We start from the raw sequence: 23,942 nt of genomic DNA, 5'->3' as shown, positions 1-23,942 counted from the left end.
CATGAGTTTATCTACGCTATCCATAAAACGCCCCGTACTTACTATTGTAATGAATGTAACGATTATCCTTTTCGGGATCATCGGTTACACATTCTTAGGGGTGAGGGAATTTCCGTCTATTGACCCCGCACAGATATCGGTGCGTACCAGCTATGCCGGAGCCAATGCTGATATTATTGAGTCGCAGATTACCGAACCGCTTGAAAAAGCTATCAACTCCATAGATGGTATACGTAACATTACATCTTCAAGTAACCAGGGTTCTAGTAACATTACCATTGAATTTGAATTAGAAAAAAACCTTGAGGAAGCTGCAAACGACGTTCGCGATAAAGTATCGCAGGCGCAGCGAAGCCTTCCGCAGGATATAGATGCACCTCCGGTAGTATCTAAGGCCGATGCCGATTCTGAACCTATCATCACGATGACAGTGCAGAGTGCTACGCGCGATCCGCTGGAACTGAGTGATTATGCCGAAAATGTTATTGCCGAAAGGCTGCAAACCATTCCTGGAGTCAGCAGTGTACAGATATGGGGTCAGAAACGTTATGCCATGAGGTTGTGGATTGATCCGATAAAGCTAAACTCTTATGGTGTTACCGTAGGCGATGTGAGCACCGCCCTTAATAGCCAGAATGTTGAGCTGCCTACGGGTAAACTTACAGGAGCCAATACAGAGCTCACAATTAAGACCATGGGTAACCTCTCTACTGCCGATGAGTTTAACAACATCATTATAAAAAATGATGGTGAAAAGATTGTTCGCTTCAGCGATGTAGGCCGTGCAGAGCTTGGTCCCGAAAATGTGGAGACCAAAATGACGAATGATGGGCAGCAACTTGTAGGCCTTGCCATTATTCCGCAACCAGGTACAAACTATGTAGAGATTGCCGATGCTTTTTATGCACAATATGAACAGCTTAAAAAAGAACTTCCGGGCGATTTAGTAACTAAGATCGTAATTGATAATACGGTATTCATCAAGAAATCAGTATTAGAGGTTGCCGAAACTCTTGCTATATCCATTGTTTTGGTAACGCTAATTATTTATCTTTTCTTTAGGGACTGGGGTATAGCGCTGCGTCCGTTACTGGATATTCCTGTATCGCTTATTGCTACTTTCTTTATAATGTACATTTTTGGATTCTCTATAAATGTACTTACGTTGCTGGCTATTGTTCTTGCAACAGGGCTTGTGGTAGACGATGGTATCGTAGTAACCGAAAACATATTCAAAAAGGTAGAGGAGGGCATGACCCCTATAGAAGCAGCTATGAAAGGGGCAAACGAAATTTTCTTTGCCGTTATATCCATCTCCATAACACTGGCGGCAGTATTCCTTCCGGTAATTTTTCTTGAAGGATTTGTGGGCAGGCTCTTCCGGGAATTTGGAGTGGTAATTGCCGCCGCGGTATTAATCTCGGCATTCGTATCGCTTACCCTTACGCCAATGCTTAACGCTTACCTTATAAAGGGAGTACATAAAAAATCGAAGTTTTACGATTTTACAGAGCCGTATTTTGTAAAGATGAATTCAGGATATGCAGATGCGCTTAAAGGATTCATGAAAAAGAAATGGGTTAGCTTCCCGATACTTATCGTTTGTATTGGGCTTATCGCATTCTTTTACTCAACCATACAAAAAGAAACAGCACCGTATGATGACCGAAGCTTTATAGGGATGAACATTACTGCTCCCGAAGGCGCATCGTATGAATACATGGATCGTTTCATGCAGGAAATAGAACAGCTTATTAAAGATTCTATTCCTGAGAAAGAGGCGAGCCTTGTTATTACCTCACCGGGATTTGGATCGTCATCGGTAAACAGCGGGCGTGTAAGGATTGCTTTAAAGGGATCTGAAGACAGGGAGCGTTCACAAAAAGAAATCGCTGCCGATCTTACCAAATGGACCAAACGTTACAGTGAGGCGAGGACATCAGTGTCTGAACAGCCTACTATTGCGGTAAACAGGCGGGGTGGTTTTCCTATACAGTATATTATTCAGGCGCCTAACTTTGAGAAGCTGCGCGAAAAGATTCCGCAGTTTATGGACGAGGTGAGTAAAGATCCTACTTTCTCCATGACCGATGTGAATCTTAAGTTCAATAAGCCGGAGATCAATGTAACCATAGACCGTGAAAAGGCGGAAAGCCTTGGTGTGTCGCTTCTTGATGTGGCACAAACGCTTCAGTTATCTTTGAGTGGCCAGCGTTTCGGTTACTTTATGATGAATGGTAAGCAGTATCAGGTTATGGGACAGTTTGAACTAAAAGATCGTTCTAAACCGCTTGACCTTACGTCAACATTCGTTAAAAATAAAGATGGCCAGCTTATTCAGCTGGATAACCTTGTGTCGGTAGACGAGAAAAGCAGCCCCCCGCAGTTGTACCACAATAACAGGTATATGTCGGCAACGGTGTCTGCGGGACTTGCACCGGGCATGAGTATGAGTGATGGTATAGACGCCATGGAACGTGCCAAAACTAAAGTACTTGATGACAGCTTTACTACCGACCTGGGCGGTGAATCCAGGGATTATGTAGAGAGCAGCTCTAATACGTTGTTTGCCTTCGGGTTGGCATTACTGCTTATTTATCTTATCCTTGCCGGACAGTTTGAAAGCTTCATCGATCCATTTATTATTATCCTTACGGTACCTATGGCAGTTGCTGGAGCTTTATTCTCTCTATGGCTGTTCGGGCAAACGTGGAATATTTTCAGCCAGATCGGTACGATCATGCTTATCGGGCTTGTAACAAAGAACGGTATCCTTATCGTAGAATTTGCCAACCAGCTGCGCGAAGAAGGAAAAGATAAATATGAGGCTATAATGGAATCTGCCGAATCGCGCCTTCGCCCTATATTAATGACAAGTTTGGCTATCGCCCTTGGTGCATTGCCTATTGCCATGTCGTTAGGTGCCGCATCCACGAGCCGCATAGGTATGGGGGTTGTAATTGTAGGCGGTACCGTGTTTTCGCTTGTACTTACTCTTTTCATCATCCCGGCAATCTACTTTATGTGGTCCCGACCAAAGAAACACCGCCCTGAATTTGATAATCTTGAAGACTAAAGCCAGTATGCACATGAGGTTTTATTTATATATAGCAGCGCTATTTTTTACTGTAACAGGCTATTCGCAGGAACTGCTTACCCCGGAGGAAGCCATAGCGCAGGCACTCCAAAATAACTATGACATTAAACTGTCTAAGAACGACCTTAAGATTGATGAGGCTAATGTAAGCCTTGCCAATGCAGGCTTGCTTCCTAACGTTTCGGGAACGTTCTCACAGAATAATAATATACAGTACTCCAAACAGACAAGGACTGACGGTACGGTACAGGAACTGAATAACGCCCGTAATAACAGTATGGCCTATGGTGTGAGCCTGGGTTGGACTGTTTTTGACGGTTTCAGGATGTTTGCCCGTTATGACCAGCTTCAGGAATTGCAAAAGCAGGGGGAAACTGAATTGAAACTTATGGTGCTTACACGCGTGAGCGACGTGCTTACTACCTACTATGACCTGGTGCAGCAGCAACAGACCCTTACGGCATTAGATACTGCCATAGTAATATCTAAACAAAGGGTGACTACTGCAGATAACCGTTTTAAGATTGGTAAGGCTGCAAAGCTTGAAGTGCTAAATGCACAGGTGGATTTGAATACAGACCAGACCAATTACCTTCGCCAGAGGGAATTATATGAAAATACCCAGACCTTTTTAAACGAGCTTATGGCCCGTGAACTTACCACAAGATTTAAGGTTATAGACTCTGTAGGTATAGATGATAAACTTACACTTGGCGACCTTATGGACCTTGCATCAGGGCAAAATCCACAGATACAGTTGGCGCTTATAAATAAACGGGTTGCAGAGCTCAACCTCAAGCAGGTAAAAGGGGCGAGGTATCCACAAGTTGCTGTATCTACCGGTTATTTGTTTAACAATAGCGAATCAAGCCTTGGGTTTGCCAAAGAAAATAATAGCCGTGGTCTTAATTATGGTATAACGGCGTCAATAAATATTTTTAACGGCTCGCTGCAAAACCGCCGTGAAAAAGTGGCTAAATTCCAGATAGAGAGTTCTCAGGTATTGCTGGAACAGCAGACACAGTCTATAAAATCGCAGCTTATATCGGCATACCAGACATATCTCACCAATCTTGACCTTGTTCAGCTTGAAGCCCGCAACGAGGATATCGCCAAGCAAAACCTTGATATTACGCTGGAGAAATACCGCATAGGTACAATCACCCAGCTGGAGGTAAGAACGGCACAGCTTAATTATGTAAATGCCCGTACACGAAATAACTCGGCACAGTTTCAGGCTAAAATATCTGAAGTAACCCTTAAGGAATTAGCGGGTAATATTACGTTTTAGAATTTTATTTTATGAAAGAAACGTTAGAACTTAGAGTAGATTATGATTATGCTCATTTGCTTTTTAAACCCGATGAAGGAAAAGATTTAGGAACGTCAGTAAAAATAATTGAATTGTCACCAAACGACTCAAGGTACAATCAAATCCCAATTATTGCAGAACAAATTAAAATTAAATGTGATAGGAGCTTTTTCTTTGGATGGAATATTAAACGTAAATACGATAATAAAGAATTAGATACTGCTAAATTATTACACTTAAAAATTAATAATGTATTTGAACCATCTGGTGAAGAATGCGGAACAATATATGATGAATCGGAGGCTTGTGGGGTGTGTGGTGCTAATAGAAAGCAAATAAATACTTTAATACTGAAAAAGGGGAGTATACCGAAAAAAGATATTTCACTAACCATAGGAGGAGAAATCGTGGTTTCCCGAAATTTTAAGAATTCTGTAGAGCGATATGGATTGAAAGGTTTTTTATTTACACCAGTTAAATTCCGAAAAGAAATAATTACAGATTATTACCAACTTGTTTCATTTAGTGAATTAGAATTATCTCATTCTGTTGTTGTAGGTATCAATCCGTTTGATTTATCGATAAGTAGTGGTAGTGAAATTTATAAATGTCCCAAAGGACATACTTTAGGGTTAAATCTTTTATCGGAGCCAAGTGTATACAATAATAAATCAATTATCGATTTTGATTTTTTTTTAAGTAAACAAAAGATAGGTGTAAAAAGAGGTTTATTAAGACCTAAACCGCTTTATTTTTGTTCGCAAAATTTTAGAAAAATGGTTTTGGAGGAAAGGCTGAAGGGATTTGATTTTGAAGTTACTAATATTGAAACTATATAAAAAGAGGCAGCTAACAGCTGCCTCTTTTGTTGTCTATTTTCTAGAATACTAATGTCTGCATAGAGCGTGGAAGCGCTTCCACTTCTACAGCCTTACCGTTTATCCAAAGGAAGTAGTTTACTTTCTCTTCGCCTTTGTTCATTACGATAACGGCAATTTTACCATCGGTGTTAACAAAAGCAGTTGCATCAATAGCGCTGCGGCTTGTTGAACACGCAATCCTTTTCGCACCCGGACGCACAAACTTAGAGAAGTGGCCGATGTAATAGTACTCGTTAGTGAAAATCAGTTCGCCTTTTTTAGTGTCAGCGTGGATAGGAGCATAGCAGAAGTTGCCAACATGGTTAGGGCCTCCTTTTTCGTCAAGAAGGACGTTCCAGTCTGTCCATGCAGTAGTACCGCTGTTAAAGTCGTTTATAAGGTTGTTACCATATAATTCGCCCAGTTTCCAGTCGCCTACATTATCCAGTTTGAACTGCTCTTTACAGCCTTCGGTAAAGATAAGGTTAGTTTCAGGGAATGTTTCATGAACCAGTTTAAGGTTGTTGAACATCTGTGCACCGCCATTCCATGTTTCGTACCAGTGGTATCCTACACCCCAAAGGTATTTGGCTGCTTCAGGATCGTTAAGCAATGTTGCTGCCCTTTGGAAAAGCATATCGCGGTTATGATCCCATCCTATGATCTTTTTATCAGCATAACCCGCTTTGTGCATGGTTGGGCCTAGAAAATTCTTAAGGAAATCACGTTCTTCTTCGCCTGTATAAATACAAGATTCCCATGTTTGTGTAGCCATTGGCTCATTCTGGATAGAAATACCCCAAATTGGGATGCCTTCTTTCTCATAAGCTGCAATGAATTTAGTGTAATAGTTTGCCCAGCTTTGGTAAAATTCAGGCTTAAGTTTACCGCCTTTAAGCATGTTGTTGCTGTCTTTCATGAAAGCCGGAGGGCTCCATGGCGAAGCATACAATGTAAGTTTGCCGCCAGCTGCTGCAATCGCTTTTTTGATAAGCGGGATACGGAACTTTCTGTCGTGTTCTACGTTAAATGTTTTTAGGTCTTTATCGCCTTCTTTTATATACGTATAGCTGCCACTTGAAAAGTCACTGCTGTGGATGGTAGTCCTGGCAAGTGTATAGCCGATACCTTTGTTTACGTCATAATAGGCATCAAGAAACTGCTGCTGTTTGTCTTTAGGCAGTTTTGCAAATACTTCAGACGAAGCATCTGTAATAGCGCCACCAAAACCTACAACCGACTGGAATGTATGTGTAGGGTCTACAAATACTGAAGTCTGTGTTTCAAGAGGCTGTTTCATTTCGCTGAAGGCAACAGTGCCTGCAGCAGGCGAAATTCTTAGGTCGGTATCCTTCGCAGTGGTGTACACTGTCACTTTTTTGCCATCTGTTGTAAATGGCTTTTTAGCTTGGGCAAACGCAAGGCTTCCAGAAACCAAAAGGATTAATAACGGAATTTTTTTCATGAATAGATGTTTTGGCCCGAAGGCCATTTTTGGATGTTTATTTGGGTATTTTGGAAATTAGAAAGAAGTAAGCTTCTTAAGGCTTGCAATGGTTGCCACAGGATCTTCTGCCCTAAATACATAGTTACCTGCAACAAGAACATCGGCACCGGCTTCAACCAGTTGTACTGCATTTTTATCGCTTACGCCGCCATCTATCTCAATAAGGGTAGAAGCGCCGTTACGGGTAATGATCTCTTTAAGCTGTTTTACTTTATCGTATGTCCTTTCAATGAAAGACTGCCCGCCAAAACCAGGGTTAACACTCATAAGGCAAACCACATCTACATCTTTAATCACGTCTTCAAGAAGCGATACATTAGTATGCGGGTTTACAGCAATACCGGCTTTCATGCCTTCTGCCTTTATAGCCTGAAGTGTGCGGTGCAGGTGCGTGCAGGCCTCAATATGAACTGTAAGGTTTGTTGCGCCAAGCTGTGCAAAAGTTTTAATGTACTGGTCAGGATTAACGATCATAAGGTGAACATCTATCGTTTTTTTTGCGTGGCGTGTTATCGCTTCAAGTACCGGCATGCCAAAAGAGATGTTAGGTACAAAAACGCCATCCATAATATCAATGTGGAACCAATCGGCTTCACTGTTGTTTATCATTTCGATATCGCGTTGCAGGTTGGCAAAATCTGCCGAAAGCACAGATGGTGCAATTAGGGTATTTTTCATTGTGGAATTTGTATGTTTAGGCAAAGATAGGCTTATACGATAAACAGGCAAAATGCCAATGTCATAAAATTACACACTAAAAAATTGTAATATTATATTTTTCAGCGATTATGAAGATTTTTTTGCTACACCTAATATCTCTTCCTGTTCTTTTGTAAGGTGCCATTTTTCCTGTAAATCGATATTCAGGAGGATTACCTTAATTTTCATATCAGGATAATCTTCCTTCAGGCTTTTGTACCATTTAAACGCAGTTTCGTTTGCCTCATGTACATCTTTATCGGCAAAAATACCCCACGATATAACAACATAAGCATCATACTTAACTTGTGTTTCATTAGGTACGGCCATGCAATCGAAATTCTCTGCAAAAGTATTTAGATGTTCTTTTTTATTATCTACAGGAGCTGTGTTTATTTTGTCGGCATTTTTTATAACCTGTCCGCAGTTTGTTCCTCTAAAGTTATTATTAACCCTGTAACCATCGCGATTAAAAAAGTGGGCTTCAGGAACCTGAAGATAACCATTGTTAGAAAACAGCCCGTAAGCATAAGCACTGTTAAGTGTTGCGAGGTCTTCCTTTTTATAGTCTACATTATTCCTGTCAAGAAATGCCAGCATAGATGCGTCTGTTTCTTTGTTAAGCTCAAAGTTTATTTTTCGGGTAATGGTGCAGGATGCTAAGCTAAAAATGCAGGCAAGGAGTAGTAGTTTTTTCATTGGTAAGAAGCTATTTACACAAAAATAATAATTCTTACAGTAAAAAGTAAATAGGCAGCACAATTTAATAAAACACTATTGCGTTATAGTCGTAAGATTTTCCGTATTTAATTAATTTGAGACTTAGTAACGCGGAAGGTTTAGACTAAAAAAAACTCCGGTAATCAGCCGGAGTTCAATCATCAATCAAAAAACGAACAGTTATTGAACTGTTTGTAATCTTAAATATTTTTGGTTGTTACATACAAAATCAGACTGCCAAAATACAAATTTTATTTAAAATATGAAATTTAGGCAGTCTATTTTTATATATACGCAGATTAACCTAAGTAGGTTTTAAGTATTTTACTTCTTGACGTGTGTTTTAACCTCCTGATTGCCTTTTCTTTAATCTGGCGAACACGCTCACGCGTAAGGTCAAAAGTTTCTCCAATTTCTTCCAGTGTCATAGGGTGCTGATCGCCTAAACCGAAGTAAAGCCTAACAACATCTGCCTCACGTGGCGTTAAAGTTTCAAGAGCACGCTCAATTTCTGTACGAAGTGACTCATGGATAAGCTCACGGTCAGGGTTTGGAGACTCACCAGAACGAAGTACATCGTACAGGTTAGAATCTTCACCTTCTACAAGAGGTGCATCCATTGAAAGGTGACGGCCGGAGTTTTTCATGCTCTCCTTAACGTCGTTCACAGTCATGTCAAGTTCTTTAGCGATTTCTTCTGCCGAAGGGGCACGCTCGTTACTTTGCTCAAGCAAAGCATACATTTTGTTGATCTTGTTTATAGATCCAATTTTATTAAGTGGCAAACGCACTATACGCGACTGCTCTGCAAGCGCCTGAAGTATAGACTGGCGAATCCACCATACAGCGTAGGAAATGAATTTAAAACCACGTGTTTCGTCAAAACGCTGTGCAGCTTTAATAAGTCCTAAGTTTCCTTCGTTAATAAGATCGGGAAGGGTTAAACCCTGATTTTGATATTGTTTTGCTACCGAAACCACGAAACGCAAATTGGCTTTCGTCAATTTCTCTAATGCTCTCTGGTCTCCGGCTTTAATACGTTGTGCTAACTCTACCTCCTCATCTGCAGTGATCAAGTCCACTTTTCCAATCTCCTGAAGGTATTTGTCTAATGAAGCAGTTTCCCTGTTGGTTACCTGCTTGGTAATTTTAAGTTGTCTCATGTAAAGATCCTGAGTTTTTTATGTAATGTATTAGTTATACGTAACAAGCAGGTAAAAAGTTACACGGAGAGAGGAAAAAAATTAAATTTTAACTAAAATAGGCTGTTTCTTATTCTCTCTCTGCATTATCCGTTCTCTTATAAGCTTGTGCGCCAGCAGTAAAACGTATACAGTATAAATAAATTGTGGTTTGTTATTTTTTTAACGAGCCACAATTTTTTACATAAGAATCTTATTTTTTATTTAACCAAATATCAAAATTATATTGCAGCCCGAGCCGGATGGTAAAGGCGTAAGGCTTACTGTCTTTATAGGTGTTAAAATAGTAATTCAAGACAGGTTCGGCATTTAGTTGTAAAGTCGGGCTTAAATTGTAATGCAGTCCAAGTCCCAGAGTACCTGTAAAACTAGTTTTAGCAGCTTCATTCCATTTGCCTAGGTGCATTGCGCCTTTTTCATTATAGGCAATGACTTCGTTTTTAGTCATCAGCAGCATGGTTCCGCCACCAAATATATTGATGCCAAATTTCCTGTCGGACAGATCATAGCCAATTTCCAGCGGTATTTCGAGATAATTTAGGTCGCGGTCAATGTTTATAATAGCCTGATAGTTATCGCCAAGATTACTGATTATTTGTCCACTGTTTGTACCAAAAGGCTGTTTGTAGTCAATCCAGTCGAAGTCTGCAGTTGGGATAAGCCCCGGATTTACCGCATCGCCTCCCATAACATAGTTTAGTTTAATATTGCCGGCAGATTGTTTAAGTTTATAGACTGAAAGCCCTGTGCGTATACTTAACTTATGATTTATTCTATAGCCAAGAAGTACGCCAAAACGGGCTGTCGAATTTGTGTTGATATTAGATGTTGTAGAGTCGGTTACAATTTTCCTGTCCGGGAAATTAAAAAACGATGGGCCTCCATAAGCAAAAACAGAAAACCTTTTGACAATTACCGGCGCCAGACTGTCTTTTTTGTTTTCGTCTTTTTTCTCTTCTTTGACTTCTTTAAGTGATTCTGTTTTAAGGCTGTCTGCTACTACAGTAACGCTGTCAGTAACGCCGTCGTTAGCGATACCTTTTATTTGTCTATTTGGCGTAATTTCTGAAGCCGCACCTTGATTGTCTAGTGCAGCCTCTGTAGTTCCGGCAGTTGTGTTGCTGCTTTGGGAGCGGATATTAACCGGTCTTCCACTAACAATTTCCTGCTGTTCTTCTGCCAATTGTTTATTATATAAGGTGTTTTTAGTTGGATTACCCGATTTGGTATTCCTTTTACCTGACGCTACAAAGGTTTTCGTTTTTGATGCATATGATGTTGTTGGATGTTTTTTTGATTTGTTTCCTGTTTCTGGAGTTTTAGTATTCTCCGTCAAGGCTGAACGGTCCAGGTATTTTGTAATTTGGCCGCGACCTGTTTGATTGCCTGCATTATTTTTATTTCTGCTGTTTTTTGATGATGATGACTTAGCACCTGCTGCTTGCCCGTAGGTTTTGGTGCTTTTTTTGTTTTTTAATGAGTTGGAGTTTATACTATCCTTAGATGTGCCGGCTTTTGTAACAGTTGCGTTTATTTTGTGACGATTAGATGAGCTATTTGTCGAAGAGTTTATAATTTCTCTTTTGTTAACAGGCGGCCTTTCAATACCTGTAGCCACAGGGCTATAGGCAGGGTCGTCGTGTTTACGGTTGTCCTGATTTATTTCCGCAGCATTGTTGTCGTTGCTAAAATAGGTTACGATTAAAACCATACACACAGTTGCCAGCAGGCTGAATATCGAAAACCAGAACAAAGGAAATTTTCTTTTTTTCTTTGTATCCAGATCCTTGCTGATACTATCCCATAACGCATCGCCGGGCTGCCTGTCAAGGCTGTCCAGTTTTTCGCGAAATGCTTTTCCTATGTCTTTTTTAACTTCCATGGTTTTGGATTGTATCAACGTTTTTTGTCGCCCGTATCTTGTTTTGTAAAATTGCTTTTGCCCGGTGCAGGTTAGATTTTGATGTGCTTTCTGATATCGAGAGCATCGTCGCGATCTCCTTGTGCGGATAATCGTCCAGTTCATAAAGGCAGAATATTATCCGGTACTGGTCGGGCAATTGCTGAACGAATTCAAGTATAATATCTGCCGAGATAGTCATCTCCTCAGTCCCAACATCAGTATCGCCGGTAAAATTATCTTTTAGCGGAACGACCTGCAAAGTTTTCTTATAGCTGTTGATGGCCTTATTTATGGTTATCCGTTTTATCCAGCCTTCAAAAGTACCTGCGCCACGGTACTTATGTATGGCTGCAAAAATTTCTATAAACGAATTATGAAGATTGTCCTCGGCTTCGGCATCATTACGGCAATACTTAAGGCACAGGGAAAAGAGTACCCCTTTGTAAAGATGGTACAATTCTTCCTGTGCCTTACGGTTGTTGTTCCTGCAGCCTTTTATGATATCTTCAAGATTCAAATTCTGGGTTTAATTGGTTAAAGCTAAGTATTTTCCGTTTAATTACTAAATGCGTAACGTATGTGGCAGTACGGCTGTCCATTCATTGTAATGGTCTGGCGTTCAGGATAACCGTTGTATTCTGCTATTCCCCAAAATACGGTGTCTGAGTGATAATACGGATTGCTGCCTAAAGTAATGTCCTGTAAATGATAGTTGCCAAGTAACGCTGCGGCTTTAAGTGAATTAGTTCTAAGCACTTCGTTATTAATTTCGATTGTCGATTTTTCAAGGTTAGCAGGCATTGTGTTAGTGTAATAGGAGAATGCTCCTATTTGTTCTATGGCTCCCGTAGTACCCTGTGCCGTTAAGGTAACCGGTTTGGTGTTGCCGCTAAAAACAAGAGAAGTAGCTTCGGTAATTATGTCATTTGAAAGAACGGTGTGCGATGCAATGCAGCCGTCATTATTAAGTGTAAATGTTCCAACTTCAATAAAAACATCGGATGGGTCACGGTATTCTACTAAAATAGAATTATTATTATAGGTATAGTGGTATTCACCATCGGGACCAAAATGTGCTGTCAGCCTTCCTTGCTCATCATAATTTATGTATTCACTCGCTATAGTTACATCTTCGATATTTTTAGTGTCAATTGTGTAATTGCTGCCGGTTACAGTGTGGATGTTGCGGGAAATAAAATTACCGCTGTTATCATACGTACTGTCGGCAACGATTACATTGTCTTCATAATACTTAACATTTCGCGTCTCAAAATTTTCATAAGCCGGATAGTAAGTCGTCGTCTTGTTGAGATGTAATGTAAATCCACCCGGATTAGTGTCTTCTGTATCATTATCTGTACAGGCAGTTAAAGCAGTTAAGGCAATCATTGCCACAAATAAATGTCTTTTCATAATAATTACTTTTTAGATTTATTGTTTAGTAATTAAAAATGAAAAAGGTTGCGTGCGGGTTTGACTTATTTTAAGAAAAATGTATAATCTTCCTGGTGATTATATTTTTTGAGGCTTTACATTCATTTCTAAGCACCAGTCTTTTACTTCTAAAGGTTTCCATTGCTTATTGTTATAGATGCTGTCAATATAATTAAATTGTGCAGGGCTTAAGAAGATAATTCTTCCGTCATTACCACCGTTTATCAGGTAGATGCGGTCTTCTTTATTTTGCAGCTGCAGTTCGTTATTAAGTATATCTGCAAATGTTTGTACTGCTTCGCCCCAACCGCTGCCGGTAAAATTTTTAAAGATAGTGTACCTAGTACCATTAATGGATATGAAATGGTTTAGCCAATTGTTTTTTGTATCCCATTCTTCAACATGGCTGCTAACTTCTGTCTTTAAACCAATTTTATCAAACGTTGGCTTTAATGCAGCAAGCATTTCTTTAAAACCGCCTGCTTCAAATAAGGCCTCGCTGTCGCAGGCGTATAACCTGTAGTCTCTTGGTGTTCCGGTTTCATCATCCCAAATCGTGACCAATTCGTTTGAAGGGTCGTATAAATTTGCCATGTTTACCTTTAAACTATCAAAATCTTTTGGGCTGGCATATTTAAAATATCCGAGTTTTTCAAGATGTGCTACAAACTCTTTACCGCTTATTTTTGGCGCAGTGGAAATAGAGGCAGTTTCTTTCTCTGGAATGCTTTTACTGTTGCAGGCAGTAATAGCTAAGTATAACATTGCTGTTGCTGTAATAATAAGTTTTCCCCGCATCATATTAAACTTTACTTAAATATTTTACTTAATACCCCAAATACACCTCTTATAAACGTGGCACTGGTTACGGTCTTAATGATCTGTTTCTCTATAGTGCTTCCTGTTGAAGGCGTTTGCCCTGGAGCAGCCTTGGCAGCTTTTTCTTCAGCTTTTTGCTGCTGTTTCTGTGTCTGCTGCGCTTCAATGGCTTCTACTTTTTTGCAGAGTATTTCGTAAGCACTTTCGCGGTCTATCGCCTCACTGTATTTTTTTACCAGTCTGGATGATGCATTTAATGTAGATATTTCATCTGCCGTTAAAATATCCATTCGGCTCATAGGCGCACGGAGCATCGTGGCCGCCAGCGGGGTAGGGTTACCCTTTTCGCTAAGGGCAGTCACCAGGGCCTCCCCTGTACCCAGTTGGGTTATTATCTCATCAGTCTTATAGAATTCGGTAATAGGGTAGTTTTCGGCAGCAAGTTTAATGGCTTTCCGGTCGGTGGCTGTAAAGGCGCGCAGTGCATGCTGCACTTTTAAACCTAATTGGCTCAACACGCCATTAGGCACATCGGCTGGGTTTTGGGTTACAAAAAAGATGCCCACACCTTTAGAGCGTATAAGTTTTACGATGGTCTCAATCTGGTCCAAGAGCGCTTTACTTGCCTCGTCAAATATCAGGTGGGCTTCATCTATGAAGATAACAAGCTCCGGTTGGTCGGCATCGCCTTTTTCGGGCATGGTATTGTAAATTTCTGCCAGCAGCGAAAGCATAAATGTAGAAAACAGCTTCGGCTTGTCCTGAATATCGGTCAGCCTTATAATGTTTACATAACCGCGTCCCTGGTCGTCAATACGCATTAGGTCTTTAACGTCAAACGACAGTTCGCCGAAGAAAAGGTCGGCATCCTGCTGTTCCAGTTCTATGATCTTACGGAGTATCGCCCCGCTTGACGAGGTAGATATCATGCCATATTCTTTCTCAATTTCAGCCTTGCCTTCATCAGTAATATATTGCAGTACTTTTTTAATGTCTTTAAGGTCCAGCAGCGGCATATTGTTGTCGTCACAATATTTGAATATCACGTTAACCACACCGGTCTGTGTGTCGTTAAGACCAAGCACGCGTGAAAACAGCACAGGGCCAAACTCCGAAACCGTAGAACGCAGCCTTACACCCTGCTGTTTTGAGAGCGACATAAGCTCTGCCGGAAACGCCTTAGCTTCATAAGGCAAACCAATTTTTGCATGCCTTTCGGTAATGAAGGGCTGAACTTCAGATGCTTTTGCAATACCGCTCAAATCGCCTTTTATATCCATCATCAAAACGGGAACGCCATTTTCAGAAAGCTGTTCCGCCAATACCTGAAGGGTTTTTGTTTTACCTGTACCGGTAGCCCCTGCTATGAGGCCGTGGCGGTTCATGGTTTTTAGCGGAATCTTAATGTAAGCGCCCTCTACAGGTTCTCCATCAAGCATTGCGGTGCCAAGGGTTATAAACGATCCTTTAGGCTGGTAGCCATTTGTTATAGTTTCTAAAAAGCGGGTTGTATCTGCCATTTTTCGATTGAATTGATGATCCTAATTTCGTGATAAATTCTGTACAGGCAATAGTTAGGGACAGAATTTTTAAAAAAGCAGCTCCACTTCGTTTTCCATTTTCTGAAGGTAGAAATCTATCTTTTGGCTGCCGCGGTTAAAGAACAGTTTCCTGTCACGCTTACCCGACTGATTCAATGATTTAGAGTTCTTAGACTGGTGCCTGAAAAATTCGAGTGCATTGTTGCAGGTGGCGGCATCGTTTGTTATAAAATAACCCAGCATGGTGTAGGGAACAAACAATGAATGCTTTTGTGGTGCCGACAGCAATACATTATTATTGAGTATCAGCAGCTCGTTATAATAGAGGTTAAAACGCGAGCCCTCTTTGCAGCAGCGGTCTTCGGCAGATTGCAGTATACTTTTAATATCGTCGCACAAAAGCCTGGCATTTGCCAATGATAGCAATCCAGACTGAAAAAAATAGTACACCTGCTGCAGGCTGCTGTTTATGGTCGTGTCGTTCCACACTTCATGCACTTCCACATTTTCATAAACAGCCTTCAGCTTTTGACTATGCTCGAGTAATGAGTGATCTACTGTGAAACTCTCAAAAGTATCCTGGTTTTGCGAACCTGCCAGCAGGTTAAGCCAAACGTATAATTTGAATTTTGAAAGCAGCGTGCCGCCGATGGTGTAGAACAGGGGGATATCCTTTGCCGAATAATACATTTTAGCCTCAGGGTAATTCAGGAAGCTGCTTATATTTTGTGCCGAATGCCGAAAATAGGCTTCCATATCTGCCATGGTGCGTATCTCGGCTGTTTTTTCTACGATTACCTTGCTACTATCGGTAAAAAGAAAATCCATAGACAAGTTGTAATGCCTGCATAAGGTGATAGTCTCTTCAATAGAAAACTTGCTTTTTTGCGACACGCGTCTGTGGGCAGCATCATAGCTGATGTTTAGCACCGAAGCGATCTCTTCTATCATTGAAATCGACTTTTCCAGCCTTTGTCGTATGGCTTTAAGCAAAATATCCTGATTATCCATATTTGCGATTTTCACAAATATAAGTTTTTTATTAATTCATTACCGCAAGCGTAATTGTTGTATTCGCAATAGTTTTGATTTGAATTTAAAACCAAACTATATGAAAAATGTACCACTTTTATTAATTGGCTTTCGCTTTGCGCTGGCTCCTGCAATGATATTGCTTACTTATTTCTATCACGATTCTGTGAGGATGTTATTGGTTATTCTTTTGCTATTGGGTATACTGTCTGACGTATTTGATGGAATCATTGCCCGTAAAACAGGAACATCCTCTGAAAAACTCCGGAGGATGGACAGCCAGACCGATCTTGTCTTTTGGCTGAGTGCAGGATGGTGCGCCTGGCTGCTTAACCCCGAAATTGTTATCAATAATAAATATGCTATAGCCATGATCTTTATTATGGAAGGGCTTACGTATGTGTTCAGTATCCTCAAGTTTGGCAAGGAAACCTGTACCCAGGCCATCCTTTCTAAAGTATGGGGCATTACACTCTTTATGGCATTTGTGTCTATCATTGGTTTTGGGCAGGCGGGCTGGGCATTTGCTTTGGCAATAGCTTTTGCGCTTATCTCTCATATAGATGTATACCTGATCATCCTGTTTTTGCCGAAATGGACTCACGATGTACCCAGCTGCTATCATGCATGGCTTATCAGGCAGGGCAAAAGCTTTAAAAAGAACAGCCTTTTTAACGGATAGCAATATGGTAGTTATGTGCAGGCTTTGGCAGCATTCGGTATTTTATTTTGATGCCTGTTATTTTGGAGCAAGGGTGTTTTATTGGGTGAGCATTAAGGTATGATTATTTTTGGAGATGCTGCTTCTAATCTTTGTATGTCATTTCAAATTTAGTTTTTCCAGTGCAATATAATCCCGCCTTTATGAATAAATACGAAGAGCATTTTTGACAAAATTTTAAAGAACCAAAAGCGTAACATTATTTTGTAATATGCTGTTTTTTAGAGTTTTGAATGATCCTAATTTTACGCACAAAAATCGCGTTTTGAGAACCAAAAGCGTAACATTAGAGAATGCCGTAGAAAGCAAAAACCCTGCTACTTTTCGGCAGCAGGGTTTTCAAAATTAACCTTATCAGAGCTTGTTAAGACTCCTGTGGCGCATCGCCATTATTGTCGTCTTTCGGAGTTTCATCATTCCTGCGCTCTTCCCTTGGGGCACGATCGCGAGAATTTCTGTCATCTCTTGAGTTTCCACGGTTGTTATCTCTTCCACCGCCTCTGTTAAAATCACGTGGCCCACGGTCATCCCTTGGTCCGCGGTCTTCGCGCTGAGGAGCATTCTCATCCCTTGGAGGGCGAGGTAAAAGTGCTTTCCTTGAAACTTTTTCTTTTCTTGTTTTAGGGTCGATACCAATGTATTTCACATCAAATACGTCGCCCATATTAACTACATCAGTTACGTTTTCTGTACGTTCCCATGCAAGTTCAGATACGTGAAGCAATACTTCGTTACCCGGAGCATCAAGATATTCTACTACTGCACCAAAGTCAAGCATTTTTATAACTTTTACGCTATACGACTCACCAACCTGTGGTTTGAAGATGATAGAGTCGATTTTTTTAAGTACCATATCGATACCTTCTGGGCTTGTACCAAGGATTTCAACTTCTCCCTGCTCGTCAACCTCGTTGATAACGATAGTCGTGCCTGAAGCTTTTTGAAGTTCCTGGATAACTTTTCCACCAGGGCCGATAAGGGCTCCGATGAATGCACCCGGAATAGTAACTTTAATGATTTTAGGAGCGTGGCGTTTAACTTCAGCTCTTGGCGTATCAATAACTTCAACAAGTTTTCCAAGGATATGAAGACGGCCATCACGAGCCTGCTCAAGAGCTTTCTCCATGATCTCATATTTAAGTCCTTCGATCTTGATATCCATCTGACAAGCAGTAATACCATCGGCAGTACCTGTAACTTTAAAGTCCATATCACCTAAGTGATCTTCATCACCAAGGATATCAGAAAGTACAGCCCAACGGCCTGTAGCATCATCAGAAATAAGGCCCATTGCGATACCAGATACCGGTTTAGTCATCTGGATACCTGCATCCATAAGTGCAAGCGTACCTGCACATACAGTAGCCATAGAAGATGAACCGTTAGATTCAAGTACTTCAGATACAACACGTACAGTATATGGAACCTCTGCAGGAATCATATTCTTAAGCGCACGTTGTGCAAGGTTACCGTGGCCAACTTCCCTACGAGAGGTACCTCTTAGCGGTTTAGCTTCGCCTGTAGAGAACGGAGGGAAATTGTAGTGAAGGTAAAATCTTTCCTCACCCTGTTCTGTAGGGCGGTCAATGATATTAGCCTCACGGGATGTACCAAGTGTTACCGTAGCAAGTGCCTGAGTTTCACCTCTTGTAAATAATGCAGAACCGTGTGTTGATGGAAGGTAATCTACCTCACACCAGATAGGGCGTATTTCGTTAGTTTTCCTACCATCAAGGCGAAGGCCAAGATCAAGGATAACGTTACGAACTGCTTCTTTATTAACTTTAGAAAGGTATTTGCTCACAAGGTCACCGTTTTCAAGTAACTCTTCTTCGCTAAATAATGCTTTAACTTCTTCTTTTACAGCTGCAAATTTCTCAGAACGCTCATGCTTGGCAGAACCTTCTTTAGCAATGTTAAAGTATTTGTCGTAAGCAAGCTCTTTTACTTTTGCAAGTACAGCATCGTCGCTTTTTTCTTCTTCGTACGTTCTTACTTCTTTTTTGCCTACAGCAGCCTGAAGCCTTTCCTGAGCAGCGATCTGTACTTTAATTGCTTCGTGTGCAAATTTAATTGCCTCGATCATTTCAAGTTCAGAGATCTCTTTCATTTCACCTTCAACCATCGCAATAGAGTCCATAGATGCGCCTATCATCATATCGATGTCAGACTGTTCAAGCTGGGCTTTGCTAGGGTTAATAATGAACTGGCCGTCTATACGTGCAACACGTACTTCAGAGATAAGTGTAGCAAAAGGAATGTCAGACAATGCCAGCGCTGCAGATGCTGCAAGACCTGCAAGTGCATCCGGCATAACGTTTTCGTCGTGAGACATAAGCTGTATCATTACCTGCGTTTCTGCATGGTAATCTTTAGGGAATAGCGGGCGTAAAACACGGTCTACAAGACGCATTGTTAATACTTCGCCATCACTAGGCCTTGCTTCACGCTTAAAAAAGCCACCAGGAAAACGTCCTGCAGCAGCAAATTTTTCGCGATAATCAAGTGTTAATGGTAAAAAGTCAATACCAGGGCTTGCTGTACGTGCAGATACTACAGTAGCAAGTAACATGGCATCGCCCATTCTTACTACAACAGAGCCGTCAGCCTGTTTAGCAAGTTTTCCTGTTTCGATCGAGATGCTTCGTCCATCTCCAAGATCGATGATTTCTGTTGTTACGTTAGGAATCATAAATTAATTCGTTTGATTAAACAATGGGTTGTTTAGTGTGTTGTTGTCGTGTAGTTGTTTAGCACCCAATGAAAAACCAAAAACTTTTTCTACGTTATTGTATAAAACAAAAAGAGGCGCGCGGGCACCTCTTCTCATTTCGATTATTTTCTGATGTTTAGTTCTTTGATAATCTCACGGTATCTGTTAATCTCTTTCTTCTTAAGGTAATCAAGAAGACTTCTTCTTTTACCTACCAGCATTACAAGAGAACGCTCAGTGTTAAAATCATGACGATTTTTCTTAAGGTGCTCAGTAAGGTGGTTAATTCTGAATGTGAATAACGCGATTTGTCCCTCAGCTGAACCAGTGTTCGTAGCTGATTTTCCGTGTTTTGCGAAGATTTCCGCTTTAACTTCTTTAGTTAAGTACATGCTAATATTATTTTAAATGATTATTATGTATGTCAGGGATATCCTGACGGGTGCAAAGGTAAACAATATTTTTTTACCTGCAACTTTTTGTTAGAGGCTTAGTTACTTAGGAATCTAGTGTCTTAGATTTAAGAGCCTAAGGGGCTTCTTAAAACAATTTTGCCACTTCCTCATTTACAAATTCGAGGAAACGCTCGTCCCTTTCGGTAAAGGCATCAAGCACTTCAGAATCTATGTCGATCTGACCTATGTTCTCGCCATTTACAAACAGTGGAACAACGATTTCTGATTTTACAGTAAGGCTGCACGCAATGTAATTGTCCTGTGCGGTAACATCAGGCACTACAAAATTCTGGTTAGAAACGGCAACCTGGCCGCAAATACCTTTTCCAAAAGGTATAACGGTATGGTCTGTAGGTTCGCCTACATAAGGGCCTAACACAAGTTCTTCCTTTTCGCCATTGCGAAAATAAAAGCCTACCCAGTCATAATAATCTATATTGTCGCTAAGTAGGTGGCAAAGCTGTAATAACTTTTCTTCTCTCAATAAAGAGTCGTGATTAAGTACATCTATAACTTTTGGCTGTAATTCTTCAAATGTCATGTCTCAAATAATTTTATGCAAAATTACTACAAAGCAGGTTTACTTATGTTTTTATTGGCTTAAAGTTATAAAATTCCCACATTTTGTTTTTTTACTCTGTTGATAGTTTACAGGTTGCAATAAAAAGTATACATTTGCCTTACTATGAAGTTCAATAAGCACATAAGCATACTGTTAACCTTCCTTATATTGGCATCCAATATGGGGTTTGCGCTTAATGTGCATTATTGCCATAATGAGATATCTTCGGTTTCATTAGCTTATAAACAAGATGCCCCGTGCGCCGCTGTTAAAGTAAAAAAAGAAACTAAAGGATGCTGCGCTGCTAAAGAAAGCGGTAAAAAATGTTGTAAAGACCATTTTGTTAAGCTTAAGAGTGACAAAGGCGATAATGTAATCGTTAAATCGCTTCAGCTTGACCTTAGTGCATTTTATACTGTTGAAGGATGGAAACCATCTCCGGCGTATGCCGATGCTGTTTTTTCTGCAAAAGAAACTCCTTCATTTTACTGCGAAGCTCATGCGCCGCCTCTCTTCAAACTCTATTGCCAGTATATTTTCTACGCCTGAGTTATGCATTCTTAATAGTTATTCCGTAACGGAATGATTTCATTATTAATGATATAACTTTTTTTATGCGCAAAATATTTTTATTGCTGCTGCTGTGCGTTTCATTCGCGCAGGCGCAGGAAACAATAAGCGGTAAAGTGCTCGATGAGCAGAACCTGCCGCTCCCGGGTGCCGGTGTAAACTGGCTCAATACCACGATAGCTGCATCTACGCTTCAGGATGGTACTTTCACAATACCATACTCAGCCGAAAACACAAAGCTTGTTATAAGCTACCTCGGATATGTGTCAGATACGCTTACCGTAACTTCACCGTCTGCTGTAATAAATCATAAGATGAAGCCTGCAAAAAGCAGTGAGCTTAATGAGGTAGTGGTGGAAAAAGAACGAAAAAGCCTTGAGCGCAGCCAGGTTAAAGCGGCAAACGTTTCTACAATGGGTAGTAAAGAGCTGCTTAAGGCTGCCTGCTGTAATATTGCTGAAAGCTTTGAAACCAACCCTTCTATAGATGTCAGCTTTTCCGATGCCCTTACAGGCAGCCGCCAGATAAAGATGCTGGGACTTACCAGTCCGTACCTTATGATAACCGAAGAGAATATCCCCGCTGTGCGCGGAGCATCTCAGGCTTTTGGATTATCATTTGTGCCGGGAACATGGGTAGAGAGCATCCAGATTACGAAAGGCGCAGGCCCTGTGGTTAACGGTTACGAAAGCATTTCTGGCCAGATTAACTACGAGCTGCTTAAACCTGTAAACGATATCCCTTTCTTCTTAAATGCCTACGGATCTACCGACAGCCGCTTTGAACTGAATACCCATTTCAATAAGAAGTTGTCTGACAAGTGGAGCAGCAGCCTGTTCCTGCATGGTAATACAAGGGTAAGCAAGAACGACATGAACAATGACGGTTTTCTTGACAATCCGTTAGGGAAACAGATAAACGTCATGAACCGCTGGCAATATACCGATGCCGAAAAAGGCTGGGTTAGCTTTATCAACTTCCGTTATATGCGTGATGAGAAGCAAACAGGTGAAATTGATTTTGATCCTGACACAGATAAATTCACAAACCATCACTGGGGGTCTGAGATCAATACCGATAAGCTGGATATATCTACAAAATTAGGCTATGTTTTTCCGGATATGCCATACCAGAGCATAGGTTTGCAAACTGCGTTTAACTGGCATAAGCAGGATTCTTATTTTGGATTCAGTACTTATGAGATCAATCAAAAAAGCTTTTATTCTAACCTGATATTCAATTCTATTATAACTAATACGCTTAACAAGTTCGCTACAGGTATTAATGTTACCTATGACAATTATGGCGAATATGTAAACGCATTGGATTATAGCAGGATAGATAATTCTGTAGGTGCGTTTTTTGAATATACCTATGATAATACAAATGATTTTAGCATAGTGCTGGGTGGTCGTTTTGATGTACATAACCGCCTGGGTGCTTTTGTAACCCCAAGGCTGCACCTGCGCTACAACCCGTGGGAAAAAGGCACGTTCAGACTTTCTGCCGGAAGAGGTAAGAGGGCTGCTAACATTTTTGCCGAGAACCAGTCGCTGTTCGGCAGCTCAAGGGCGCTTAACGTTATTAACGGTGGGGGCAAGGTGTATGGGCTTAATCCTGAAATTGCCTGGAACTATGGCGTGAGCTTTATCCAGAATTTTACAGTATTTGGTAAAAATACCGAGTTTGTGGTAGATTTCTACAGGACCGATTTTCAAAACCAGGCGGTTGTAGACCTGTTTGCATCGCCGCAGCAGGCTCTTTTTTATAACCTTGACGGGAAATCGTATGCAAACAGCCTTCAGGTTGAACTAAACTATGAGATTACGCATCATTTCAATATTCGTACTGCTTATAAATACTATGATATAAAAACGCAGTACACTACGGGTATGCAGGAAAGGCCGCTGCAGGCGAAGCATCGTTTCTTTACCAATCTGGCCTATGAAACGCATATTGTTGAAGGAGGAAGACAGTGGAAGTTTGACTTTACCTATAATCTTATGGGCAAACAACGTCTGCCTTATACAGGGAGCAATCCGGCAGTGGAACAGATGGGCAATTATTCGCCATCTTTCTCGTTAATGAATGCACAGATTACCAGAACGTTCTCAAGTGTGTTTGAAGCCTATGCAGGTGCCGAAAACCTGGGTAATTACCAACAGAAAAAAGCCATATTGGGCGCAAACGACCCCTTTGGCCAGTATTTTGATAGTTCTATTATATATGCCCCGGTTTTTGGGCAGATGTATTATGCAGGCATCCGATTTAAAATAAAATAATAACCTCACCCCAACCCTCTACGCGAGAGGGAGAAGACTAAATTAAAAAATAAGCGAAATGAAAAAATTAATGTTAGTACTGCTTGTAACCCTTTTAGGAATGTCGGTTCAGGCGCAGGATAAAAATGAAGTGAAAAAGAACAAGAACGCCAAGTATGAAATTTCTGTAAATGGAAATTGCGGTATCTGCAAAAAGAGGATAGAAACAGCGGCGTATAGTGTTAAGGGGGTAAAGTCGGCACAATGGCACCAGGACCACCATGATATGCACCTTATTCTTGATGAGAACAAATGCAGCATTGATGATGTTCACAAAGCAGTAGCAAAAGCGGGTCATGATACCGATAAGGTAAAGGCAGAAGATGATGTTTATGACAAGCTTCACGGCTGCTGCCAGTATGAAAGGCTCTAAAATGTAATAGTATCCCGAAAAGAAATTTTCGGGATTTTTTTTGAAAAATTTTATGCTTTGGAATGAAGTTTGTAAACTAAAAATCACATAACTTTGGTAAA

At 40.7% G+C, this 23,942-nt stretch carries 20 protein-coding genes; 7 read left to right on the top strand and 13 right to left on the bottom strand.

All coding sequences use genetic code 11. The features are described 5' to 3' along the window. The first annotated feature begins 1 nt into the window (after position 1). Genes R1T16_RS10515 through R1T16_RS10505 form a run of 3 tightly spaced genes read left to right on the top strand, consistent with a single transcriptional unit; the run spans position 2 to position 5,248 of the window. Complete coding sequence (locus tag R1T16_RS10515) at positions 2-3,076, top strand: efflux RND transporter permease subunit (protein WP_317501059.1); 3,075 nt, start codon at positions 2-4, stop codon at positions 3,074-3,076. 13 nt (positions 3,077-3,089) lie between these two features. Further along, entirely contained in the window at positions 3,090-4,388 is a 1,299-nt protein-coding gene (locus tag R1T16_RS10510) for a TolC family protein (protein WP_317501058.1), read from the top strand. A gap of 11 nt (positions 4,389-4,399) precedes the next feature. Continuing rightward, positions 4,400-5,248 (top strand): hypothetical protein, encoded by an 849-nt coding sequence (locus tag R1T16_RS10505; protein WP_317501057.1) that lies wholly within the window; start codon positions 4,400-4,402, stop codon positions 5,246-5,248. A gap of 40 nt (positions 5,249-5,288) precedes the next feature. Here the strand turns inward: R1T16_RS10505 and R1T16_RS10500 are convergent, their stop codons facing one another. The 10 genes from R1T16_RS10500 to R1T16_RS10455 all read right to left on the bottom strand — a co-directional run bounded on the left by R1T16_RS10500 (position 5,289) and on the right by R1T16_RS10455 (position 16,120). Continuing rightward, entirely contained in the window at positions 5,289-6,734 is a 1,446-nt protein-coding gene (locus R1T16_RS10500; RefSeq protein WP_317501056.1) for a glycoside hydrolase family 30 protein, read from the bottom strand. A 57-nt stretch (positions 6,735-6,791) separates the two neighbouring features. Continuing rightward, complete coding sequence (gene rpe / locus R1T16_RS10495) at positions 6,792-7,454, bottom strand: ribulose-phosphate 3-epimerase (RefSeq protein ID WP_317501055.1); 663 nt, start codon at positions 7,452-7,454, stop codon at positions 6,792-6,794. A 108-nt stretch (positions 7,455-7,562) separates the two neighbouring features. Next, the gene (locus tag R1T16_RS10490) at positions 7,563-8,174 is read right to left on the bottom strand and encodes a hypothetical protein (RefSeq protein WP_317501054.1); all 612 of its coding nucleotides are present in this window, start codon (positions 8,172-8,174) and stop codon (positions 7,563-7,565) included. A gap of 320 nt (positions 8,175-8,494) precedes the next feature. Then, entirely contained in the window at positions 8,495-9,358 is an 864-nt protein-coding gene (locus tag R1T16_RS10485; RefSeq protein ID WP_020212501.1) for an RNA polymerase sigma factor RpoD/SigA, read from the bottom strand. Between the two features lie 232 nt (positions 9,359-9,590). Further along, the gene (locus tag R1T16_RS10480; RefSeq protein WP_317501053.1) at positions 9,591-11,279 is read right to left on the bottom strand and encodes an outer membrane beta-barrel protein; all 1,689 of its coding nucleotides are present in this window, start codon (positions 11,277-11,279) and stop codon (positions 9,591-9,593) included. Next, the gene (locus R1T16_RS10475) at positions 11,269-11,817 is read right to left on the bottom strand and encodes a sigma-70 family RNA polymerase sigma factor (RefSeq protein WP_317501052.1); all 549 of its coding nucleotides are present in this window, start codon (positions 11,815-11,817) and stop codon (positions 11,269-11,271) included. Before R1T16_RS10475 ends, R1T16_RS10480 begins: the two co-directional genes overlap by 11 nt. 38 nt (positions 11,818-11,855) lie before the next feature. Then, the gene (locus R1T16_RS10470) at positions 11,856-12,713 is read right to left on the bottom strand and encodes a hypothetical protein (RefSeq protein WP_317501051.1); all 858 of its coding nucleotides are present in this window, start codon (positions 12,711-12,713) and stop codon (positions 11,856-11,858) included. 99 nt (positions 12,714-12,812) lie between these two features. Beyond that, complete coding sequence (locus R1T16_RS10465; protein WP_317501050.1) at positions 12,813-13,499, bottom strand: hypothetical protein; 687 nt, start codon at positions 13,497-13,499, stop codon at positions 12,813-12,815. 44 nt (positions 13,500-13,543) lie between these two features. Further along, on the bottom strand, positions 13,544-15,073 hold the full coding sequence (locus R1T16_RS10460) for a helicase HerA-like domain-containing protein (protein WP_317501049.1): 1,530 nt from the start codon (positions 15,071-15,073) through the stop codon (positions 13,544-13,546). 69 nt (positions 15,074-15,142) lie between these two features. Next, a complete protein-coding gene (locus tag R1T16_RS10455; protein WP_317501048.1) occupies positions 15,143-16,120 on the bottom strand; it encodes a hypothetical protein in 978 nt (325 codons plus the stop codon). Positions 16,121-16,205: 85 nt separating this feature from the next. Between R1T16_RS10455 and R1T16_RS10450 the strand changes: the two genes are divergently transcribed. Then, the gene (locus tag R1T16_RS10450) at positions 16,206-16,808 is read left to right on the top strand and encodes a CDP-alcohol phosphatidyltransferase family protein (RefSeq protein WP_317501047.1); all 603 of its coding nucleotides are present in this window, start codon (positions 16,206-16,208) and stop codon (positions 16,806-16,808) included. A gap of 403 nt (positions 16,809-17,211) precedes the next feature. Here R1T16_RS10450 and R1T16_RS10445 read toward each other — a convergent pair whose 3' ends face one another. From R1T16_RS10445 to R1T16_RS10435, 3 genes are all read right to left on the bottom strand, one after another. After that, complete coding sequence (locus R1T16_RS10445; protein ID WP_317501046.1) at positions 17,212-19,539, bottom strand: polyribonucleotide nucleotidyltransferase; 2,328 nt, start codon at positions 19,537-19,539, stop codon at positions 17,212-17,214. 143 nt (positions 19,540-19,682) lie between these two features. After that, positions 19,683-19,952 carry a 30S ribosomal protein S15 gene (gene rpsO / locus R1T16_RS10440; RefSeq protein ID WP_317501045.1) on the bottom strand — a complete coding sequence of 90 codons (270 nt, stop codon included), beginning with the start codon at positions 19,950-19,952 and terminating at the stop codon, positions 19,683-19,685. Between the two features lie 148 nt (positions 19,953-20,100). Continuing rightward, positions 20,101-20,556: a GAF domain-containing protein gene (locus tag R1T16_RS10435; RefSeq protein ID WP_317501044.1), complete on the bottom strand. Its 456-nt coding sequence runs from the start codon at positions 20,554-20,556 to the stop codon at positions 20,101-20,103. A gap of 144 nt (positions 20,557-20,700) precedes the next feature. Here R1T16_RS10435 and R1T16_RS10430 point away from each other — a divergent pair, with 144 nt between their 5' ends. The 3 genes from R1T16_RS10430 to R1T16_RS10420 all read left to right on the top strand — a co-directional run bounded on the left by R1T16_RS10430 (position 20,701) and on the right by R1T16_RS10420 (position 23,841). Further along, positions 20,701-21,126, top strand: coding sequence for an HYC_CC_PP family protein (locus R1T16_RS10430; protein WP_317501043.1), 426 nt, complete (start codon positions 20,701-20,703; stop codon positions 21,124-21,126). Positions 21,127-21,191: 65 nt separating this feature from the next. After that, positions 21,192-23,429, top strand: coding sequence for a TonB-dependent receptor (locus R1T16_RS10425; RefSeq protein ID WP_317501042.1), 2,238 nt, complete (start codon positions 21,192-21,194; stop codon positions 23,427-23,429). A 58-nt stretch (positions 23,430-23,487) separates the two neighbouring features. Continuing rightward, the gene (locus R1T16_RS10420) at positions 23,488-23,841 is read left to right on the top strand and encodes a metal transporter (protein WP_317501041.1); all 354 of its coding nucleotides are present in this window, start codon (positions 23,488-23,490) and stop codon (positions 23,839-23,841) included. Positions 23,842-23,942: the final 101 nt, after the last annotated feature.

Source organism: Flavobacterium sp. DG1-102-2 (genome assembly GCF_033042555.1).
In the GTDB taxonomy this organism is placed as follows: domain Bacteria; phylum Bacteroidota; class Bacteroidia; order Flavobacteriales; family Flavobacteriaceae; genus Flavobacterium.
The sequence above is the reverse complement of the archived record's forward strand: the minus strand, read 5'-3'. Positions and strand labels throughout refer to the sequence as shown.

Excerpts from the sequence above, each read along its gene's own strand:
- R1T16_RS10435 (WP_317501044.1), bottom strand. The coding sequence starts at position 20,556 with ATGACATTTGAAGAATTACAGCCAAAAGTTATAGATGTACTTAATCAC.
- R1T16_RS10480 (WP_317501053.1), bottom strand. The coding sequence starts at position 11,279 with ATGGAAGTTAAAAAAGACATAGGAAAAGCATTTCGCGAAAAACTGGAC.
- R1T16_RS10420 (WP_317501041.1), top strand. The coding sequence starts at position 23,488 with ATGAAAAAATTAATGTTAGTACTGCTTGTAACCCTTTTAGGAATGTCG.
- rpe (WP_317501055.1), bottom strand. The coding sequence starts at position 7,454 with ATGAAAAATACCCTAATTGCACCATCTGTGCTTTCGGCAGATTTTGCC.
- R1T16_RS10500 (WP_317501056.1), bottom strand. The coding sequence starts at position 6,734 with ATGAAAAAAATTCCGTTATTAATCCTTTTGGTTTCTGGAAGCCTTGCG.
- R1T16_RS10425 (WP_317501042.1), top strand. The coding sequence starts at position 21,192 with ATGCGCAAAATATTTTTATTGCTGCTGCTGTGCGTTTCATTCGCGCAG.
- R1T16_RS10445 (WP_317501046.1), bottom strand. The coding sequence starts at position 19,539 with ATGATTCCTAACGTAACAACAGAAATCATCGATCTTGGAGATGGACGA.
- R1T16_RS10510 (WP_317501058.1), top strand. The coding sequence starts at position 3,090 with ATGAGGTTTTATTTATATATAGCAGCGCTATTTTTTACTGTAACAGGC.
- rpsO (WP_317501045.1), bottom strand. The coding sequence starts at position 19,952 with ATGTACTTAACTAAAGAAGTTAAAGCGGAAATCTTCGCAAAACACGGA.
- R1T16_RS10460 (WP_317501049.1), bottom strand. The coding sequence starts at position 15,073 with ATGGCAGATACAACCCGCTTTTTAGAAACTATAACAAATGGCTACCAG.
- R1T16_RS10490 (WP_317501054.1), bottom strand. The coding sequence starts at position 8,174 with ATGAAAAAACTACTACTCCTTGCCTGCATTTTTAGCTTAGCATCCTGC.
- R1T16_RS10465 (WP_317501050.1), bottom strand. The coding sequence starts at position 13,499 with ATGTTATACTTAGCTATTACTGCCTGCAACAGTAAAAGCATTCCAGAG.
- R1T16_RS10450 (WP_317501047.1), top strand. The coding sequence starts at position 16,206 with ATGAAAAATGTACCACTTTTATTAATTGGCTTTCGCTTTGCGCTGGCT.
- R1T16_RS10515 (WP_317501059.1), top strand. The coding sequence starts at position 2 with ATGAGTTTATCTACGCTATCCATAAAACGCCCCGTACTTACTATTGTA.
- R1T16_RS10470 (WP_317501051.1), bottom strand. The coding sequence starts at position 12,713 with ATGAAAAGACATTTATTTGTGGCAATGATTGCCTTAACTGCTTTAACT.
- R1T16_RS10485 (WP_020212501.1), bottom strand. The coding sequence starts at position 9,358 with ATGAGACAACTTAAAATTACCAAGCAGGTAACCAACAGGGAAACTGCT.
- R1T16_RS10505 (WP_317501057.1), top strand. The coding sequence starts at position 4,400 with ATGAAAGAAACGTTAGAACTTAGAGTAGATTATGATTATGCTCATTTG.
- R1T16_RS10430 (WP_317501043.1), top strand. The coding sequence starts at position 20,701 with ATGAAGTTCAATAAGCACATAAGCATACTGTTAACCTTCCTTATATTG.